Source organism: Haloarcula hispanica ATCC 33960 (genome assembly GCF_000223905.1).
In the GTDB taxonomy this organism is placed as follows: Archaea; Halobacteriota; Halobacteria; order Halobacteriales; family Haloarculaceae; genus Haloarcula; species Haloarcula hispanica.
In genome coordinates, this window is record NC_015948.1 from 2889367 (window position 1) to 2906059 (window position 16693).

Annotated in this window: 22 protein-coding genes; 8 read left to right on the forward strand and 14 right to left on the reverse strand. The window is 64.9% G+C overall.

Annotated features, from left to right (window positions below; genetic code table 11):
* Nucleotides 1–49: 49 nt before the first annotated feature.
* Together HAH_RS14615 and HAH_RS14620 are read right to left on the reverse strand one after the other, a co-directional pair.
* Complete coding sequence (locus HAH_RS14615; RefSeq protein ID WP_014041613.1) at nucleotides 50–1090, reverse strand: TAXI family TRAP transporter solute-binding subunit; 1041 nt, start codon at nucleotides 1088–1090, stop codon at nucleotides 50–52.
* A 199-nt stretch (nucleotides 1091–1289) separates the two neighbouring features.
* On the reverse strand, nucleotides 1290–1982 hold the full coding sequence (locus HAH_RS14620) for a type 1 glutamine amidotransferase domain-containing protein (RefSeq protein ID WP_014041614.1): 693 nt from the start codon (nucleotides 1980–1982) through the stop codon (nucleotides 1290–1292).
* Between the two features lie 258 nt (nucleotides 1983–2240).
* Between HAH_RS14620 and HAH_RS14625 the strand changes: the two genes are divergently transcribed.
* Nucleotides 2241–2939 carry a DUF5828 family protein gene (locus tag HAH_RS14625; RefSeq protein WP_014041615.1) on the forward strand — a complete coding sequence of 233 codons (699 nt, stop codon included), beginning with the start codon at nucleotides 2241–2243 and terminating at the stop codon, nucleotides 2937–2939.
* An 80-nt stretch (nucleotides 2940–3019) separates the two neighbouring features.
* Here HAH_RS14625 and HAH_RS14630 read toward each other — a convergent pair whose 3' ends face one another.
* Nucleotides 3020–3301 carry a hypothetical protein gene (locus HAH_RS14630; protein ID WP_014041616.1) on the reverse strand — a complete coding sequence of 94 codons (282 nt, stop codon included), beginning with the start codon at nucleotides 3299–3301 and terminating at the stop codon, nucleotides 3020–3022.
* A gap of 126 nt (nucleotides 3302–3427) precedes the next feature.
* On the opposite strand from HAH_RS14630, the gene HAH_RS14635 reads away from it, so the two are divergent.
* Nucleotides 3428–4627 (forward strand): inorganic phosphate transporter, encoded by a 1200-nt coding sequence (locus HAH_RS14635; protein ID WP_014041617.1) that lies wholly within the window; start codon nucleotides 3428–3430, stop codon nucleotides 4625–4627.
* A 5-nt stretch (nucleotides 4628–4632) separates the two neighbouring features.
* On the opposite strand, the gene HAH_RS14640 is transcribed toward HAH_RS14635, so the two are convergent.
* Nucleotides 4633–4848, reverse strand: coding sequence for a hypothetical protein (locus tag HAH_RS14640; RefSeq protein ID WP_014041618.1), 216 nt, complete (start codon nucleotides 4846–4848; stop codon nucleotides 4633–4635).
* A gap of 176 nt (nucleotides 4849–5024) precedes the next feature.
* Between HAH_RS14640 and HAH_RS14645 the strand changes: the two genes are divergently transcribed.
* Complete coding sequence (locus tag HAH_RS14645; RefSeq protein ID WP_014041619.1) at nucleotides 5025–5708, forward strand: hypothetical protein; 684 nt, start codon at nucleotides 5025–5027, stop codon at nucleotides 5706–5708.
* 55 nt (nucleotides 5709–5763) lie between these two features.
* Here the strand turns inward: HAH_RS14645 and HAH_RS14650 are convergent, their stop codons facing one another.
* From HAH_RS14650 to HAH_RS14660, 3 genes are all read right to left on the reverse strand, one after another.
* The gene (locus tag HAH_RS14650) at nucleotides 5764–7629 is read right to left on the reverse strand and encodes a carbon starvation CstA family protein (RefSeq protein WP_014041620.1); all 1866 of its coding nucleotides are present in this window, start codon (nucleotides 7627–7629) and stop codon (nucleotides 5764–5766) included.
* 174 nt (nucleotides 7630–7803) lie between these two features.
* Entirely contained in the window at nucleotides 7804–8778 is a 975-nt protein-coding gene (locus HAH_RS14655) for an ArsA family ATPase (protein ID WP_014041621.1), read from the reverse strand.
* Nucleotides 8778–9074, reverse strand: a complete 297-nt coding sequence (locus HAH_RS14660) for a hypothetical protein (RefSeq protein WP_004959670.1) — start codon at nucleotides 9072–9074, stop codon at nucleotides 8778–8780. The genes HAH_RS14655 and HAH_RS14660 overlap by 1 nt, the downstream gene beginning before the upstream one ends.
* Nucleotides 9075–9219: 145 nt before the next feature.
* On the opposite strand from HAH_RS14660, the gene HAH_RS14665 reads away from it, so the two are divergent.
* Nucleotides 9220–10506 (forward strand): CobW family GTP-binding protein, encoded by a 1287-nt coding sequence (locus tag HAH_RS14665; protein ID WP_014041622.1) that lies wholly within the window; start codon nucleotides 9220–9222, stop codon nucleotides 10504–10506.
* On the opposite strand, the gene HAH_RS14670 is transcribed toward HAH_RS14665, so the two are convergent.
* The 3 genes from HAH_RS14670 to HAH_RS14680 all read right to left on the reverse strand — a co-directional run bounded on the left by HAH_RS14670 (nucleotide 10503) and on the right by HAH_RS14680 (nucleotide 11588).
* The gene (locus tag HAH_RS14670) at nucleotides 10503–10709 is read right to left on the reverse strand and encodes a hypothetical protein (protein ID WP_014041623.1); all 207 of its coding nucleotides are present in this window, start codon (nucleotides 10707–10709) and stop codon (nucleotides 10503–10505) included. The genes HAH_RS14665 and HAH_RS14670 overlap by 4 nt on opposite strands.
* A 120-nt stretch (nucleotides 10710–10829) precedes the next feature.
* Nucleotides 10830–11243 (reverse strand): polyketide cyclase, encoded by a 414-nt coding sequence (locus tag HAH_RS14675; protein WP_014041624.1) that lies wholly within the window; start codon nucleotides 11241–11243, stop codon nucleotides 10830–10832.
* Between the two features lie 30 nt (nucleotides 11244–11273).
* Nucleotides 11274–11588: a hypothetical protein gene (locus HAH_RS14680; RefSeq protein ID WP_014041625.1), complete on the reverse strand. Its 315-nt coding sequence runs from the start codon at nucleotides 11586–11588 to the stop codon at nucleotides 11274–11276.
* Between the two features lie 124 nt (nucleotides 11589–11712).
* Here HAH_RS14680 and HAH_RS14685 point away from each other — a divergent pair, with 124 nt between their 5' ends.
* Complete coding sequence (locus HAH_RS14685) at nucleotides 11713–11925, forward strand: hypothetical protein (protein ID WP_014041626.1); 213 nt, start codon at nucleotides 11713–11715, stop codon at nucleotides 11923–11925.
* Nucleotides 11926–11955: 30 nt separating this feature from the next.
* Here the strand turns inward: HAH_RS14685 and HAH_RS14690 are convergent, their stop codons facing one another.
* On the reverse strand, nucleotides 11956–12327 hold the full coding sequence (locus HAH_RS14690; RefSeq protein ID WP_008307272.1) for a cupin domain-containing protein: 372 nt from the start codon (nucleotides 12325–12327) through the stop codon (nucleotides 11956–11958).
* Between the two features lie 50 nt (nucleotides 12328–12377).
* Nucleotides 12378–13766, reverse strand: a complete 1389-nt coding sequence (locus HAH_RS14695; protein ID WP_014041627.1) for a hemolysin family protein — start codon at nucleotides 13764–13766, stop codon at nucleotides 12378–12380.
* A 98-nt stretch (nucleotides 13767–13864) separates the two neighbouring features.
* Between HAH_RS14695 and HAH_RS14700 the strand changes: the two genes are divergently transcribed.
* From HAH_RS14700 to HAH_RS14710, 3 genes are read left to right on the forward strand one after another with little or no spacing between them, the layout of a single operon-like run.
* Nucleotides 13865–14143 carry a glutathione S-transferase N-terminal domain-containing protein gene (locus tag HAH_RS14700; RefSeq protein ID WP_014041628.1) on the forward strand — a complete coding sequence of 93 codons (279 nt, stop codon included), beginning with the start codon at nucleotides 13865–13867 and terminating at the stop codon, nucleotides 14141–14143.
* Complete coding sequence (locus HAH_RS14705) at nucleotides 14143–14652, forward strand: redoxin domain-containing protein (protein WP_014041629.1); 510 nt, start codon at nucleotides 14143–14145, stop codon at nucleotides 14650–14652. Before HAH_RS14700 ends, HAH_RS14705 begins: the two co-directional genes overlap by 1 nt.
* A 2-nt stretch (nucleotides 14653–14654) precedes the next feature.
* Nucleotides 14655–15239, forward strand: coding sequence for an L-threonylcarbamoyladenylate synthase (locus HAH_RS14710; RefSeq protein ID WP_014041630.1), 585 nt, complete (start codon nucleotides 14655–14657; stop codon nucleotides 15237–15239).
* A gap of 30 nt (nucleotides 15240–15269) precedes the next feature.
* Here the strand turns inward: HAH_RS14710 and HAH_RS14715 are convergent, their stop codons facing one another.
* Both HAH_RS14715 and HAH_RS14720 read right to left on the reverse strand, forming a co-directional pair.
* On the reverse strand, nucleotides 15270–15932 hold the full coding sequence (locus tag HAH_RS14715) for a CRISPR-associated protein Cas4 (protein WP_014041631.1): 663 nt from the start codon (nucleotides 15930–15932) through the stop codon (nucleotides 15270–15272).
* Between the two features lie 118 nt (nucleotides 15933–16050).
* Complete coding sequence (locus HAH_RS14720) at nucleotides 16051–16671, reverse strand: hypothetical protein (protein ID WP_014041632.1); 621 nt, start codon at nucleotides 16669–16671, stop codon at nucleotides 16051–16053.
* Nucleotides 16672–16693: the final 22 nt, after the last annotated feature.

Below are 16693 nucleotides of genomic sequence, written 5' to 3' on the forward strand. Positions count from 1 at the left end.
TGGGTAATAGAAGACGGATAGTGAACGATACGGATGGCGTCAGTCGGCGTTACGCGTCGAAGTAGGTCGCCGCACCGGGGTGGAGTTCGATGGACATCCCGTCCTGTGCGGAGTCCTTGCTGATGAAGTCCGTCTTGATCGAGAGGTCGTCGACGTTGTCGAAGATAGCCGCGGTGACGGATTCAACCGTCGATTCGGGCTGTTCGGCGTTCGTCGCGATCATCGCCTGCACAGCGATTGTTTCGACGTCCTCGTCGACACCGGTGTAGGTGCCGCCGGGGATGGTGTCGTCGGCGAACCAGGACGCGTCCTCTTTCGCTGCGTCGCGGTTGTCGCCAGAGATAGGGACGATGACGAGGTCGTTCGTGTTCGCAAGGTCCTCGATAGCACCGACCGGCCAGCCGCCGACGACGAACGCGGCGTCGATGTCGCCGTTCCGGAGCTGGTCAGCGGCCTGGGAGAACGAGGCGTTCTGCTCGGTGAAGTCTGAGATGCCGACCGACTCCAGAATCTGGAGCGCGTTGACCTGGGTCCCGCTCCCGAGGTCGCCGGTGTTGATGGTCGTGCCTTCGAGGTCGGAGAGCTGCGTGATGCCCGTGTCCGCGAGGGTGACGACTGTGATCGTTTCGGGGTACAGGGTCGCAACGCCGCGGAGGTTCTCGATGGCGTTGTCCTGGAACGCATCGATGCCGGTGCCGTTCTTCGCGAACGAGGCGATGTCGTTCTGGATGAGCGCGAAGTCGGCGTCGCCGTTGGCGAGGCTGCCGACGTTTTCGACGCTTGCACCGGTCGACTGGACGTTCAGCGTGAAGTCCGTGTTGTCCTCGACGACCGTCTTGAACTCGTTCGAGAGCGGGAAGTAGGTCCCACCGGTCCCACCGGCGTGCCACGAGAGGCGTGTCTCCGTGTCACCGCCGTCGCCTTCGGTCATGTCGTCGCCCTCAGTCGTCCCACCGTCGCCGTCAGTCATCTCGCCATCGCCTTCGGTCGACCCGCCGTCGCCACCGTCGCCGCCACAACCGGCGAGTGCCGCGACACCTGCAACGCCTGCTGTCTTGAGGAACCGCCTGCGCGTGGAGTTGTTAGTCATACGTATGTCTACGTTGCACGGGGCCTTCAAGAAGGTTAGCTAGTACACAGTCGTTATTTGACTATATCGTGCGATACCGTATGACAACGTATTCTCGGGGACGACGACCGGACGGGATAACTCGACCGGGCGAGATGTCCTTTGTTCGGAGAAATTCGGATTCTTTGACGTGTGTCAGTAGCTGACGTTCCGGACCCCGTTACGCGGACGTCTCGATACCGAGTTCGTCGAGGAGCGTCCGGGCGGCCGCAGCCGACGACGGCGGGCCACGAGCCGTGATGAGGTCGCCGTCGACCGTGACGCTGGTGTCGGCGTCGAGTTCGGCGTCCCAGTCAGCGCCGACAGCCTTCACTTCGTCTTCGACCCAGTACGGGAGCTTCCGGCCGTCGGGGAGTAGGTCGTTCTCGTCGACGATGCCTTCCTCCCAGGCGTTCGGGAAGCCGGTGACCGAGCGGCCGTCGGCGAGGAACTCGCCGTCAGCGTTTCTGGTGAACGCCAGAATCCCGACCGTGTGACAGACGACGAGCGCCTTGCCGTCGTCGCCGGCGACGCTCTCGCGCAGCAGTTCGCGGGCGTGGACGTCCTGCGTGATATCCCACTCCGCGCCGTGGCCGCCGGGGAACACGACGGTGTCGTAGTCCTCGGCGTCAGCCTGGGCCAGCGGAATCGGGTTGTTCAGGCGCTCATCGGTCTCGTGGACCTCCCGAACGTGCTCCGAGAGGTCCTCGCCGACTTCTTCCGGGTCGACGGAGCGCTCGTCAAGCACCGGTGGCTCGCCGGTCGGTGTCGCCACCGTGATATCCAGACCGGCGTCCGAGAGTGTTGTCAGCGGCTCGATACATTCTTCGCCCCAGTACCCGTGTTCGCTTACGACGAATAGTGCGGATGACATCGTACAACCGTTCGGGTGCAATCCTTATAAGCAGCCGTTCGGTGTTGGGCGAAGCGGGCCGAGCGGGCGGGTCGCTATGCAGTGCCAGCACGCCGTCTGCGTGCCGATATCGAGGGCTGGGGAGGAGTAGAGCGGGTAAGTATCATGTCTACCGCCATGGCGGAAACGTTTAACCCTACTGAGCAGCAATCCGCTGTGTACAGATGGACAGCCCACTGCAGCAGGTCCCGCGGCTGTCATAGACCGATCTATTATACCATGGCAGACATCGAAGAGAGCGTTTCAGGATTCAAGACGAAGGGCGGCTGGGTCGACATCGTCGAGCACGGCGAGCGCATCACGCAGGCGCTGAAAGACATCGCTTCGGACGAGGATGTCGACAACGACGCCCTCAGTGAGTTCGACGAGTGGCGACCGAAAAGCCACGAGCGACTGGACGAGGACGTCAACGAGAAAACCGCCGACCAGGCGAGCGTCGACGAAGGCAAAGGAGAGCAAGCGGGGAAAGGCCCCGATGAGGACCTCCAGACCGCCGGGGAAAAGCTCAGCGAGTCCTACGAAAACCTCGACGAGCCCGACGAGGCGATGGAGCGATGGAGCGAGTCCGTCGACTACGTGGCCCGCGCGGCCGACTCCGCCAGCCGGAAGGCCCTGCGGAAGGTCGAGGACACCGTCTACCGCAACGTGATGACACAGATCGCGCCCTACTACTTCGACAACGACCTCATCAGCGCGAACCTCCGCCGCGTCGGCGACGGCGACCGCCCCGAGTACGTCTTCGAGGTCAACGTCAACGACGACGACCTGAAGATGCGCGTCTCCAACAAGCTCGCCGACTTCGAGCAGGCCGTCGACCGCTGGCACGTCGACACCGAGAAGGTCACCGAAGCTGTGGAGGCTGCCGAAGGTGTGGATGCGACAGAGCCGGGCGAGGAGACCGATGCGAAGACGAACTGAGCTCGCCGCCGGGCGAGCGGCACCGGTTTTGGGTCCGAGAGGCGAAAACGAACGAAGCGCAAGCGTGGCCACACAGACGGTCAGATAGCGTCGTCGGGGTCGTGTTTCTCGGCCATCCGCGTCGCTTCGGCCGCGTACTGCGCCCGAAGGTCCTCGTCCTCGACGGAGCCGAGGTTGTCCGGGTCGGCGTCGACGGCGGCCGTCGTCTCCCGCACATCTGAAAACGAGGTCAAAGCGCGCTCCTTGCGGAAGTACTGTTCGCCGTCGGGCGTCGCGTACGTGAGGATGATGAGGTTCTGTTCGTCGTCGGAGTAGGTTCGTTCGACCAGCCAGACGCGAACAGTCTCTTCAGTGGCGGACATACGGGACCGAACCACGCGCTGGCACCTGAACGTTTGCCCGTGACGACCGCGTCGGTGTCGGCAGTCGGCCTCGCGAAGGCGCGCGAACGGTAGGCTCATTGCAGGCCGGGGCAAACGCCGTGACAGATGGTCGCGACGAGTACGATTGCGACGCTTGTTGTCGCGTCAGCCGCGAGTCTGTTCATGGCCTGGGCTATCGGTGCCGGGTCGTCCGGGTCCACTCCGTTCGCGCCGGCCGTCGGAGCGAACGCGATTTCGGTGATGCGGGCCGGGTTTTTCGTCGGCATCCTCGGGCTGGCCGGCGCGGTCCTGCAGGGGGCCAACGTCACGGAGGCTGTCGGGAGCGAACTCGTTCTGTTCCCGAGCGGCGGCGGCCTCTCGGCTATCGCCGCCATCGTCGCCCTCATCACCGCGGCGGTGCTGGTCGCCATCGGGATTTTCACTGGGTACCCCATCGCGACGGCGTTCACCGTCACCGGTGCGGTGGTCGGCGTCGGACTGGCGATGGGCGGCCAGCCGGCGACGGCCAAGTACCTCGAAATCGTCTCGCTGTGGGTCCTGACGCCCTTCGTCGGCGGCGGCATCGCCTTCGGGACGGCGTGGTCGCTCCGACACGAGACCACGACCGAGGAACGGCTCGTACCGCTGCTGGGCGGGCTGGTCGGTGTGATTCTGGCGAACATCGAGTTCGTGCTCCTCGCGCCGGGCAGCAGGCAGGCGTCGGTCGCCCGCGCCGTCGCACGAGCGGCTGGGACGCCAATATTTCCGTCGATGGTCGTCGTATCGCTCCTTGCCGGGGTGCTTGCCGGGGGACTGCTGTACCTGGACATCAGAGCGGACGCAGCCGCCGGGCAGCGGCACTTCTTGCTGGTGATGGGTGGACTGGTGGCCTTCTCCGCCGGCGGGAGCCAGGTCGGCCTGGCGCTGGGGCCGCTGGTCCCGCTACTCGGTGAGGGGCCGACGGCGGCCATTCCCATCACCGGGGTCCTGCTGTTCGGCGGACTCGGCCTCCTCATCGGGTCCTGGACGGGCGCGCCGCGGATGATCAAAGCGCTGGCACAGGACTACTCCTCGCTCGGCCCGCGACGCTCCATCGGCGCGTTGATTCCGAGTTTCATCATCGCGCAGGCGGCCGTCTTCTTCGGCATTCCAGTGTCGTTCAACGAGATCATCGTCTCCGCCATCGTCGGCTCCGGCGCGGCCGCCGGCGGCGGCGAAGTCAGTCGTGAGAAGATGGGCAAGACAGTGCTGGCCTGGATCGGGTCGCTCGCGCTGGCGTTCGGACTGAGCTACGGCCTCTTCTGGATTATCGACGCACTCCTCTGACTCGCTTAGCGACCCCAGACGTAGCGACTCACGGCCTCGTTGACGCGGGTCGAGAGCCGGTCCATCCAGGCCTCGGGCGAGACGCGCTCGATGTCCCGCTGGTTGACTTCGATGCGGTCGTCGCCGAAGGGGTCGTGGGGCTGTTCGTCCGCAGTTTCGTCGACAGCGTCGACGACGACGGTCATCGAGCAGCGGCCGCAGGCCTCGGTGTCTTTCGCCATTATTGTTAGTGAGTATTTCGGAAGCCAGCGTCAAAAACCTGCCGCGGCGGTCGTGTACGGCCCGTGAACGACCGTCGACTGACCGACGCGCTTAAGACTCCGACACGGTATCGGCATGGTATGAGCTACCGCGGCATAGGGCCGGTGCGAACTGAACGCCCACGGGATTCGGCAGGATGAGCGAGGAAACAGAGCCCGGGTCAGTCAAGGGGCCCCCGAATTACGGTGCGGACGACTGGGAGGACCCCGTCACTGGGGCGGTCCCGAAATCGGAGCTGCCCGACGAAATCATCGAGGAGGTCCCACACTGGACGGACGACCCGTACTTCGACCGGGTGAGCGACCGCCTGATGTACAACTACACGCTGGAGCGGGACCACCGGCTCCGCGGCGAGCGCTGGGACCTCTACGGCGAGATGCGGATCCTCAATCAGAAACAGTTCTTCCACCCGGCGCTGTCCTACGGCGACCACGAATCAGAGGAGTACCTCTACGCCCGCCGCGTCGACCGGCCGACGGTCGGCGAACTGAAGCGGCTGGTCGAACTCGGCCACGACCTGGCCGACAAACGGGTCACGCCGAACGAGGAGCACTACCGCACCGACTTCACGTTCGTCCTCGTCGCCGACGAACTGCCCGAGGAAGTCCGGTCGTTCGTCGATGGCCAGCGCGAGCGCACGCTGTTGAAATACGGCTACTACGGTCACTACGAGGTCAACCTTGGTGTCGTCGTTCCGGACGAGCAGGAAGCCGTCGCCGGCGAGGCCGCCGATGTGGTCGAGGCGTTCGTCCTCTGGGAGGACGTGACCCGGCCCGAGGAAGGAGTTCTCTCGCGGCTCGCCAAGCGGTTCTGGAAATGACGCTCGGGTAGCAGTCGCTGTCAGCGCCGAAAAAACGGAGAAGAGATCGGTTGCGTCAGTCGTCGCTCGGTTCGACGGCACCGCCGCCGTAGCTCTCGCGGACGGTGCTGATGTTGTCGTACCCCTTCTTGACCAGCGCCAGAGCGAGGCCGATGAGGGTCAGTGCCAGAAGCGTCTGGATAATCGTTGCGAACAGTTTCACACCGCTCGCACCGCCCACGATAATCGTCTGGTAGATGTTCTGGTAGAACGCGAGCCAGCCGAGGCCGAGCACGGTTATCGCCACCATGACGGCCATCGGTACGCCCGTGGAGTACAGCTGTTTGCTCTTGTCCCAGTTAGCCAGCCAGACCGTCGCGGTCAGCAGTGCGAGCGCGGCCAGCAGCTGGTTCGCACCGCCGAACAGCGCCCACAGGACGACCCACTGGCCGGAGATGACCATCACGTACGCGAGGCCACACTGGATGATCGGGTTCGTGTACCGACCGCGGCCGAGTTCGCCCAGCGTCGAACGGATGCCACCGCCCACGTCGAGGCCAGTCGATGTCTGGCCGGCCGGCAGACCGACGATCTCTTCCATCATGTAGCGGCCGAGCCGGACAGCCGTGTCAGTAGACGTAAGCAGGAAGCTCACGAGAACGAGCGCCATGAACGGCGCGCCGAAGGACTGTGGGAGGCCGAGGCTCGTCAGGATGATGCCACCACCCGTCGCGAAGTTCGGCAGCGCCGCGCCAATACCGCCCGCAGGGTCGGGGAAGCCGGCGACCGCGAGCGTCGACAGCGCGACGGCCGCGAGCAGCCCCTCACCGAGCATCCCGCCGTAGCCGATCAGGCGGGCGTCGGTCTCCTTATCGAGTTGCTTCGCCGTCGTCCCGGAGGAGACCAGCGAGTGGAAGCCGCTGATGGTTCCACAGGCGATGGTAATGAAAAGCAGCGGGAACAGCGGGTACAGACCCGCACCCTCGACGCCCCAGAAGCCGTTGAAGGCACCCAGCGAGCTGTCGATGACCAGCGGCTGGCTCGACGAGCCGAGGATGGTCCCGACGATAATGGCGAGCAGCGCGCCGCCGACACCGGTGTACAGCAGGAACGAGGAGAGGTAGTCACGCGGCTGGAGCAACACCCACACCGGGAGCGCGCTGGCGACGGCGGCGTAGGCCATGATGACCGGTATCCACGCCGCAGTGTTGCCGCCCAGCGCGCTCGCGCCAGGCACCCAGGAACCGCTCCCGCCGAGCAACACGATGACGGACATCTCCGCGGTCCGTTCGGCCGTCGGTTCGAACAGGGCAATCGGGAACTGAATCCCAGCGAAGACGCCGGCGAAAACGCCTGCGACGAACAGGACTGTGCCGAGGATGAACGGCCCGTTGAGCTGGTAGAGGTACACGCCGAACGCCAGCGCGAGGGCAATGTAGACCAGCGACGCCGTCACCACCTCGGGGTAGGCGTTGAACACGATCCCGACCACCAGCGCGAACACTGCGACGACGAGGATAATCGTCAGGAACGCGAACCACAGCAGCATGTTCTTTCCGCCCTCGCCGACGTACTCACCGACGATGTAGCCGATGGACTTCCCCTCGTGTCGGAGCGAGCCCGACAGCGAGACGAAGTCGTGGACGCTACCCATCAGTGGGTTGCCGATAGCGATCCACAGTAGTGCGGGAACCCACCCCCAGATGGCCCCCGCAGTAATCGGTCCGACAATCGGTGCCCCACCCGCGATACTGGAGTAGTGGTGACCCAGCAATACCGGTTTCTTCGACGGGACGTATTCCTGCCCGTCTTCGTACTTGTGTGCCGGTGTCTCGTTGGCGTTGTCGAGTTCGAGGAACCGCGCGAGGTACTTCGAATACCCCAGGTACCCCACGCTGAACGTCACCAGTACTGCCAGGACGATCCAGATTACCTGTGTCATGTATGTGCATGAATGGTAACCAACATCAAGCTATTAATAGTTATTATATTTTTCTTATATATCTCAAATCCGTCAGAATACGCTCGGTCACACGGCTTCGACTATCAACGAAAATCTAATATCTGATTACTTATCGGTTATGCGCGGCCCACACATGAGCGGCGGGTCGCCGGCTCAGACGAACGTCGGTGCCTCGGCGTCCGTCTCGACGTCGAATTCGGCGGCGACATCGTCGAGCAGGTCGCCTTTCACCTCCGCCGTGCGGGTCGTGATTTCCGCGACCAGCGGCGGGTCGAGCGTCTCTCGGACCTCCTGTAGCCGTTCGTTCTCAGTCGCGACGCGGTCTCGGAGATACCGGGCCCCGCGGCCGTCCTCGTCGGGGTCCGGCTCGGGCGTGAGTTTGTTGGCGACGAGGCCCCGAACCGAGAGGTCACGCTCCCGCATCTCGGCGATGGCGCGCCGCGTCTCGTTGACCGAGAGCTGGTCGGGGTTGAGCACGAGGAAGAAGGCGGCGTCGGACTGCAACGCGCCGCTGGCGAACTCGAAGAACTCCTTGCGGTCTTGCAGGCGGGCCAGCACCGGGTCGCCGTCCATCACGCGCCGGGGCTCGTTGTTCCCGATGGCGGCCTTCTCGAAGAGGTCGATGCTCTTCTCGCGTTTGTGCATCAGCCGGTCGATCCACCCCTCGAGGAACTCCGGGAGGCCGAGCAGGCGGAGCGTGCTGCCGGTCGGCGACGTGTCGAAGACGACCCGGTCGTACGGGTCGGCGTTGCGCATCACGTCGACGAAGCGGTCGAACAGCGCCGACTCGTAGGCCCCCGGCGTCTGGTGGGCCATCTCTAGCTGCTGGTTGATTTCGTTGACCATCGCTGCCGACACCTGCTCGGAGAGGTCGTTACGGATGCCGTCGAGGTGGCGCTGGGTCTCGGTTTCGGGGTCGATTTCCATCGCGTCGAGACCGTCGATACCCTCGACGGATTCGGGGTCGTCGCTGAAGGGCTGGTCGAACACGTCGGTCACCGAGTGGGCCGGGTCCGTCGAGACGACGAGCGTGTCGAGGCCCGAACGTGCGGATTTGACGCCGTAGGCACAGGAGACGGTGGTCTTGCCGACCCCGCCCTTGCCGCCGAAGAAGACGAACGGTTCCATCAGAAGTGGTACTGCTGGCCCTTGCGTTCGATGTACGACCCCCGGTCCCACAGCCGCCGCTCCCAGGCCTCGAAGGTGTCTTCGAGGTACGGCAGCAGTTCGGCGGTGTAGTACGACACCGGCGACGGGATGCCGAAGGCGTCGGGGAAACAGGCCAGCATGAACGCGTCCTCGATGTCCTCGGCCTCCTTCTCGATTTTCTCGTAGGCCGGGTGCGTTATCATGCCGTGGTACAGGCCGCGGGCCCACTCCCGCAGCGTCCGGCGAAAGCGCTCGATTCGGTCGGCCAGTTCCATCGTGGGTCGTGTGTGCGAGAGGCACGGAGTAAAAGCTGTCGCAGTTACCCGTCGATAGTGCCCACGCGCTCTGGCGGGACAGCGGTCGTGTTCGGCTCCCGGAAACGAGGCGCGATTTGAAGGGAGGCGGCCCACAACGGGAGGTATGCGCGACACAATTCCCGTCACGATTCTCTCCGGAAGCCTCGGGGCCGGGAAGACGACACTGCTGAACCACCTGCTGACCGAGGCCGGCGACCGCGACATCGCCGTCCTCGTCAACGACATGGGAACCGTCAACGTCGACGCGGAACTGATCGCCGAGGGATCCGAACTGGACGTCGACGACGGCGTCGCGGAGCTTTCGAACGGCTGTATCTGCTGTGAACTGCAGGACGATCTCGAAACGGCAGTCGTCCGGCTGGCGAACAATCGGGACTTCGACGCGCTGGTCGTCGAGTCCTCTGGCATCTCCGAGCCAGCGCCCGTCGCGCGGCTGTTCACAACCGAATCGCGCGTGGCCGCGCTCTATCGCGTCGACACGCTCGTGACCGTGCTGGATACCCGACTGTTCCTCGACGCATTCGCCGGCGAGACGCCGGCGCGTCGCGGTACTGTAGAAGCGAACGCCGACGGAGATGGCGACGGCGCAGCGGCCGACGACGCCGACCGCCCCCTCTCTGATCTCATGGTCGAACAGGTCGAACTGTCGAACGTCGTCCTCCTGAACAAGGCCGACCTCTGCTCCGACGCGGAACTCGACGAGGCCGAAGGATTGGTGCGGGCGCTCCAGCCAGACGCCGAGACTATCCGAACGACCTTCTCACAGGTCGACCCCGACCGGCTGTTCGACCGCGGGCTGTTCGACCAGCACGAAATCAACGACCTGCCGGGCTGGAAGCGGGCGCTGGCCGAGGCCGGGCACAGCCACGGCGGAGATGGCCACGACCACGGTGCCGAGGGCGATGCGGACGACGCCGGCCACGGACACGCCGACCACAAGCACCCCGAGGAGGTGTACGGCGTCACCTCCTTCACCTACCGCCGCCGCCGGCCGTTCCACCCCGACCGACTCGCCGACGCGTTGCGGGACCTCCCGTCAGGTGTCGTCCGCTCGAAGGGCACCGTCTGGCTGGCGGGCACCGAGCGCCGCGTCGTCATCGGCCAGGCCGGCCCTTCGATACGGGCCGAGGCACAGGGACCCTGGATTGCGAGCCTCCCCGAAGTCGAGCGGGACATGTACCGCTCGAACCGGCCGGAACTCGACTGGCACGACGAGCACGGCGACCGACGGACAGAACTGGTGTTCATCGGGACGGACTACGACGAAGACGCCCTTCGGACGGCGCTCGATGGCGCGCTCGTCACGGACGAAGAATGGACGGACAGCGAGTCGCTCACGGGTCCGTTCCCGTCAGAACAGGGGGATGAAACGGTTATCCGGAGCCCTTAGCAGGCACAGTCACGACCGGCCGCACGCTCGAAGCGCATCTCCTCGCCGCAGTCCGGACAGACCGGTTCGCCCTCCAGTTCGACGTCTCTGATGCGAACGCTGCAGTCGTCACACCAGTACGCCCCCTTGGACCCGTCGTCGGGGCGGGACTTCGCGTCCGACTCTGACGTGAGTGCCTCCTTGACGCTGTCGAGGATGCTCATGATCGTATATTGAAATTACGGCTACTAAACGTACCGTGGTTGTGTGCAGTCGTCTCACGACCAGCGGTAGTCACGTCGCTCAGTGCCGCGTACCGACACCCAGCACGTTGACCCGCCGGCTTACGCCCCGGGCACGTCCGCCGCCAGGTCTTCGATGGCCCGCTCCAGTTCGTTGCCGCGCTTCCAGGCGGCGATTCGGTCGGCAAAGGGCAGCGGCAGGTTCAGCGAGACGGTCGACCGCATCGTGAGGCGGGACCCGTTTTCCTCCGGTGTAACGATGACTTGGGTCTCCAGATGGTCAAACGGGCCGACCTCGCCCTCGGCAGTGTACCGGAGGCCGTCCTCCCGGGACTCGAAGCGTAGCGGGACCGACATTCCCGGGCCGGCGGCGGTAACCAGGGTTCCCGTGTCAGTCTCTTCGACGGCCGTTACGGTAAACGTCCCCTCCGCCGCGACGACCGCCTCCGGCGAGAGCGTGCGGTGGACAGCCGGCGGCCGCGCCAGCACGAACCGAGAGCGTTCGACCTCGCGCATACCAGTCCACAGACACACCGGGGTAGTAAATCACAGGGCCAGCGGGGCGGAGACGCCGACCAGCAAGACAGCGAAGCCGATACCGATGTAAATGAGGCGCTGAAATCGGAGTTCCGGGGCTATCTGTACCGAGGGCGGCGGCGCAGTCCAGACAAGCCGGTGGTACGCGACGGCGGCGACAGCGACGGTCCCGGCTGTGGCAACGGTCAGGCCGGCCCACACTGGCAGCCCGTACGCGAGGCCGTACAGCGGGCCGACGGAGAACAGCAGCATCACCGCCGTCATGGTGCAGACGAGAAACGGGACCGGGTCGACCGGGTCCCCATGACGGTTTTGAACGTTCATACGCCCGTGTTGGGTACCGAGCGTGTTTAGTTGCGCGACTCGGCCGCCGCCAGCTAGAGCGAGCGTATCGAACTCCCCAGGCGCTGCCAAAGAGCTAAGGGGCGTCCCGTCCGTGTTCGTGGGCATGAGCGACGCGAACGGGTTCGAGGAGGGGGCGAGCGGGTCGCAGGGTGACCCGCGGGTACTCATCGCGATGAACGTCGTGCTCTCGACGGTGTTTGCGGCCACTATCATCTGGGGGCTGAGCGTCATCGGCGCGGCGGAACTCACGGCTATCAACGTCGCGACCGGCGCGATACTGCTGTTCGCACTGACCTATGCCATTACGCTCCAGTAGCGGGCCAACGGAACGATCTCGACGCTCGGCTTACTCGGGGTCGTACGGGTGGACGTCGTCCACCGCGGGCGCGCCGACGACGAGCGTCCGTACTGATTCGGTCGCCGACTCGGGGTTGTGCGCCCGCTGGGGGCTGTCCGGTTCGACGACGAACGCCTCGTCTTCGCCGACCTCGTAGGTCTGCTCCGGCGTCTCGACGGCGAGCGTCCCCGAGAGGACGTAGAACAGTTCCTCCTGATTATCGTGGTAGTGGTACGCGAGCGGGATATCCTCGCCGGGAGCGACCTCGTAGACGTTCACGGCCGCGTTTTCGAGACCGGCCGCGTCACTGATGGAGCGCTGGACACTGGGTCGGTCCGGTGTCGGCTCGATATCGTCGACTGCGAGGTGGTGATAACCCATGTCATCCCTGTCAACAGCGACCGACGTAAAACGACTGCTCCCGCAAGTGCTCAGTCCGTGACCTCTTCGGCGTCGACCGACTCGGTTTCGTCGGTTTCGAGGCGGACAACGCGAGCTTTCATGATGCGCGTGTTTTCGACCTGTTCGACGCGGATCTCGACGCCGTCGTAGGTGATGGTCTCACCCTCTTCGACCAGTCGGCCAGCCCGGTTGAAGATGAAGCCGGCGATGGTCTCGAACTCCTCGCCTTCGGGCAGGTCCAGGTCCAGCGCCTCGTTGACCTCCTCGATGTTGACCTCGCCTTTGACCGTGACTGTGTCGTCGTCGACGTACTCGATCGGCTCTTCCTCCTCGCCTTCGAGTATCTCGCCGACAATCTCCTCGGTCAGGTCCTCCATCGTCACCAGCCCCTCAGTGGTCCCGAACTCGTCGATGACGATGACCATGTGCAGGCGTTCGGCCCGCATCTCGGTCAGCAGGTCGTCGACGTTCTTCGACTCGGGGACGTGCAGGGTCGGCTCGATGAGGTCTTCGAGGTCCATGTTGCGGGCCACCGCCTCGCCGTAGTTGAGGTCCCGAACGAGGTCCCGGATGTGGATGACGCCGATGACGTTGTCCAGGCTCCCCTCGTAGACGGGGATGCGGGCGTGGCCGCTCTGGATGCACGTCTCCAGGGCTTCCTCGGCAGAAGCCTCCTTGGCGACCGCGGTCATGTCCAGGCGCGGCGTCATCACTTCCTTGGCAATAGTGTCGTTGAACCGCAGCGTGCGCTGGAGCATCTCGCGTTCGTCCTCGTCGAGGACGCCCTCGCGCTCGCCCGTCTCGATGATGTCCTGTATCTCCTCGCGGGTGACGTAGGAGGTCTCGATGGCGGAGCGGCCCCCGGTGATTTTGTTGACGACGCGCGTGAGGTAGTCGAACAGCAGGATAAGCGGGAGCAGCACCTTCTCGGCAGCCTTGAGCGGTTTGGAGATGCGCAGCGCCCACGATTCGGTGTTCTCCACCGCGTAGCTCTTTGGCGCGCTCTCGCCGAACAGCAAAACGACGGCGGTAACGCCAAACGTCGCGATGGCGACAGCCAGCCCCTGACTATCGACGTACATCGCAAGGAGTCCAGTAGCGATGGAAGACATCGCGATATTGACGAGGTTGTTGCCGACGAGAATCGTTACCAGCAGGCGGTGGGGGTCTGATTTGAGTTGTTTGAGCGTCTTCGCACCCGGGACAGCGTCCTCGACGAGCGCTTCCGTCCGGTGTGCAGGCAGCGAGAACATCGCAATTTCTGAGGACGAGAAGAACGCCGAGAGGACGACCAGTGCGACGAGCGTGACAATACCAGCGACGAGCACCGCGTCTTTTGGTATTGGGACGCCGACGATTTCGACGCCCTGCAACATCGCTGTAGACAGCTCAAACGGCGCAGGTGGATCCAGGGCCATCAACGGTCGAAGTTGTAATGGGTGCGGATTAAGGCTTGTCATGAAGGGGTTGTCAGCGAAGCCCTTACCCGGCTTTCACGCGTATCACTCCACAGAGTATGAGCGAGTCCGATATCACGCTGTACCGGTTGCAGGCGTGTCCGTTCTGTGAGCGCGTCGTCCGGAAGCTGGACGCCTACGACCTCGACTACCAGTCGCGGTTCGTCGAGCCGATGCACGCCGACCGTGACGTGGTCAAGCGACTGTCCGGCAAGCGGACCGTCCCGGCCATCGTCGACGAGAACACCGGCGTCACGATGTCCGAGAGCGCGAACATCGTCGCGTATCTGGAGCGGACCTACGGCGAGGGTGAGGAGACCGCAGGGGGTGTGGCCTGATGGACCTCGACTTCGATGTCGTCGACCTCGACCCGGTTGACCATCCCGACGAGGGCGACACCGCGCCGGATTTCACACGCCCGCTCGTCAACGACGAGTTCTGGGAGGACGAGTCGCTCTCGTCGCTGTGTGCCGACAGCGACCGGGTCGTCCTCGTGTTCCACGCGATGGACGGCGCGTTCCCGGCGACGTACATCTGGAACGAGATACGCGACCGTGCGTGGCACGAGCAGGCCACCGTCGTCGGCGTCTCCATCTCGACGCCCTACGAGCACAAGCAGCTGCTCGAAGAGCGGGAAATCGAGGGGGACTACCGGCTGTTCTCGGACCCGGCCAACGGCGTCGCACAGCAGTACGGCATCGACATGGACCTCGACGGGATGGCCGGAATCGAGGAACCGCGCCCGTCGGTGTTCGTCCTCGATAGCGACCGGACCGTCGAGTACGCGTGGGTCGCCGAGGAGTGGCCCGACTTCCCCGACTACGACGACGTCGAAGCCCAGCTCTAACGATGGCGACAGTCGACGACGCCGCGGCAGCGGTCCGCGACGGAGAGCTGGTCGTCTATCCCACGGAGACGGTGTACGGCCTCGGCGCGGACGCGCTCAATGCTAATGCCGTCGAGCGTGTGTTCGAGGCGAAAGGTCGCGAGCGCGACAAGCCGGTGTCGATGGCCGTCCCCGATGTCGAGTCCGCCCGCGAGTACACGCACCCAAGCGACCGCGAACTGGCGTTCATGCGCGAGTTCCTCCCCGGCCCGGTCACCGTCGTCGTCGAGCGCCGCGACGCAGTGCCGGACGTGCTGGTCGCCGGCCGGGACCGCGTCGGGGTTCGGGTCCCCGACCACGACCTCGCGCTCGAACTGCTCGCCGAGACCGGGCCGCTAACCGCCACCAGCGCCAACATCTCCGGCAACCCAAGCGCCCGTACCATCGACGGTCTCGACACCATCCGGGAGCGCGCCGCCGTCGTGCTCGACGCCGGCGAAACCGACGGCGGGACCGGCTCGACGGTGGTGAACGTCGACACCGGAACGATACACCGCCGCGGCGCACACGCTGACGCCGTCAAGTCGTGGCTCGAAGCCCAAGGCTGACACTCACCGCTGTCCGGGCGATTATCTGCCCTATCGTAGCATCGACCGTAGCGACCGCGTCTTCACCCCGCAGTCGTCGCTGAACTCACAGGGCTCGCACTTCGCGTCGTTGTGTACCCGTCCGGGCGGGCCGTCGATGCTGTCGGCAGTCCGAACCGCCCGACGGTAGACGCCGGCCCGCCGTGCGTTCACCTCGATGCGCCGGATGACGCCGTATGCCGGATACTCGGCGTAGGCGATGTCGATGTCACGCTCGCGCTCCCAAGAGAGCGCCTTCGCGGCGGCGACCAACCGCACGGTCTGGGGCTCCCAGACACCGTCCTCGGGCGGCCGACCGGCGAAGACGAGCGACGGGACCGGACCGTCCCGCCCGGCGACGACCTTGTGTGCGATACCGCGGGCGTCCTTCCCTTCGAGATACGCGTCGGTCGCCGCCGGGGCGACCAGCGCGTCCCAGTCGGCCAGGCGCTCTCGAAGCCCTCTGAGCCGGTCGCGGTACTCGTCCGGACCCACTTCGATGGGGGCTGCCAGCAGGGCGGCGTCGTCGGTCAGCAGCCGCTCGTAATCACGGGCGAGCCGGCGAACCGATTCAATCTCGTCGGGGATTTCGCTCGCCCCGTCGCGGCGGCGGTAGTAGAGCTTCCGGGGGCAGTAGGCGGCCGTTTCTAGCTCTCGGAACGTGTGGGTCGGCATGGCTCTGCGTGGTCGTGTTCCACTACAAGAATGTTCGGCGGGACGGAACGGTCGTGTTTCGGACAGCCAGAAAACCCTGCCATCTCAGCCGACAGCTAGTGTAAAAGAATGCCCAGAGTTACATCGACACGTCAGCGCCGGAATCCAGCGAGTCGATGTCCTCAGTGGCTTCGTCGAGACCGTCTTCGCGGAGGCCGGCAGCGTGCTGTGTCGACAGCCCGGCGTCGGTGAGCACGTCCTCGAACTCGCTCTGGAACCGGTGGGAGACCCGGCGCGCGGCGTCCTGTGCGGCGACGACGCGACGGTAGTGGGCGGCCCAGGACTCGTCGATGTCGAACTCGGCCGCGAGTTCGGTGACAGCGGGGTCGGCGTCGGCGACGCGGCGGCGGAACTCGGCCAGGTCGAACGGTGCCTCTGTGTCCTCGTCGCGGAGGAGATGCAGGTCCAGCCGCGCCTCCACCACGTCAGGCTCGTCCGCGCCGATTTCGGCCGCGATGGCCGCATCGTCGCTCCCCTCGTAGAACAGTCGGACCACTGTTATCAGGGATTCGTCGGCGAGGTCGGTTCGGAACTCGTACCGCTCGCGCATCCGCGCGATTACATCACCGAGTCGGTCCGCGACACCGGCCTCGTCAGTATCGGCCAGGGACCCTCTCGACGCCTCCTGAGACTCCGTCACAGCCTCCTCGTCGGAGACATCCATAAAGATGTCACGGAGTTCTTCGGTCTTCTCGTCCATCGAACATGAAACTACTTCTCGG

Excerpts from the sequence above, each read along its gene's own strand:
- HAH_RS14615 (WP_014041613.1), bottom strand. The coding sequence starts at position 1,090 with ATGACTAACAACTCCACGCGCAGGCGGTTCCTCAAGACAGCAGGCGTT.
- HAH_RS14620 (WP_014041614.1), bottom strand. The coding sequence starts at position 1,982 with ATGTCATCCGCACTATTCGTCGTAAGCGAACACGGGTACTGGGGCGAA.
- HAH_RS14625 (WP_014041615.1), top strand. The coding sequence starts at position 2,241 with ATGGCAGACATCGAAGAGAGCGTTTCAGGATTCAAGACGAAGGGCGGC.
- HAH_RS14630 (WP_014041616.1), bottom strand. The coding sequence starts at position 3,301 with ATGTCCGCCACTGAAGAGACTGTTCGCGTCTGGCTGGTCGAACGAACC.
- HAH_RS14635 (WP_014041617.1), top strand. The coding sequence starts at position 3,428 with ATGGTCGCGACGAGTACGATTGCGACGCTTGTTGTCGCGTCAGCCGCG.
- HAH_RS14640 (WP_014041618.1), bottom strand. The coding sequence starts at position 4,848 with ATGGCGAAAGACACCGAGGCCTGCGGCCGCTGCTCGATGACCGTCGTC.
- HAH_RS14645 (WP_014041619.1), top strand. The coding sequence starts at position 5,025 with ATGAGCGAGGAAACAGAGCCCGGGTCAGTCAAGGGGCCCCCGAATTAC.
- HAH_RS14650 (WP_014041620.1), bottom strand. The coding sequence starts at position 7,629 with ATGACACAGGTAATCTGGATCGTCCTGGCAGTACTGGTGACGTTCAGC.
- HAH_RS14655 (WP_014041621.1), bottom strand. The coding sequence starts at position 8,778 with ATGGAACCGTTCGTCTTCTTCGGCGGCAAGGGCGGGGTCGGCAAGACC.
- HAH_RS14660 (WP_004959670.1), bottom strand. The coding sequence starts at position 9,074 with ATGGAACTGGCCGACCGAATCGAGCGCTTTCGCCGGACGCTGCGGGAG.
- HAH_RS14665 (WP_014041622.1), top strand. The coding sequence starts at position 9,220 with ATGCGCGACACAATTCCCGTCACGATTCTCTCCGGAAGCCTCGGGGCC.
- HAH_RS14670 (WP_014041623.1), bottom strand. The coding sequence starts at position 10,709 with ATGAGCATCCTCGACAGCGTCAAGGAGGCACTCACGTCAGAGTCGGAC.
- HAH_RS14675 (WP_014041624.1), bottom strand. The coding sequence starts at position 11,243 with ATGCGCGAGGTCGAACGCTCTCGGTTCGTGCTGGCGCGGCCGCCGGCT.
- HAH_RS14680 (WP_014041625.1), bottom strand. The coding sequence starts at position 11,588 with ATGAACGTTCAAAACCGTCATGGGGACCCGGTCGACCCGGTCCCGTTT.
- HAH_RS14685 (WP_014041626.1), top strand. The coding sequence starts at position 11,713 with ATGAGCGACGCGAACGGGTTCGAGGAGGGGGCGAGCGGGTCGCAGGGT.
- HAH_RS14690 (WP_008307272.1), bottom strand. The coding sequence starts at position 12,327 with ATGGGTTATCACCACCTCGCAGTCGACGATATCGAGCCGACACCGGAC.
- HAH_RS14695 (WP_014041627.1), bottom strand. The coding sequence starts at position 13,766 with ATGGCCCTGGATCCACCTGCGCCGTTTGAGCTGTCTACAGCGATGTTG.
- HAH_RS14700 (WP_014041628.1), top strand. The coding sequence starts at position 13,865 with ATGAGCGAGTCCGATATCACGCTGTACCGGTTGCAGGCGTGTCCGTTC.
- HAH_RS14705 (WP_014041629.1), top strand. The coding sequence starts at position 14,143 with ATGGACCTCGACTTCGATGTCGTCGACCTCGACCCGGTTGACCATCCC.
- HAH_RS14710 (WP_014041630.1), top strand. The coding sequence starts at position 14,655 with ATGGCGACAGTCGACGACGCCGCGGCAGCGGTCCGCGACGGAGAGCTG.
- HAH_RS14715 (WP_014041631.1), bottom strand. The coding sequence starts at position 15,932 with ATGCCGACCCACACGTTCCGAGAGCTAGAAACGGCCGCCTACTGCCCC.
- HAH_RS14720 (WP_014041632.1), bottom strand. The coding sequence starts at position 16,671 with ATGGACGAGAAGACCGAAGAACTCCGTGACATCTTTATGGATGTCTCC.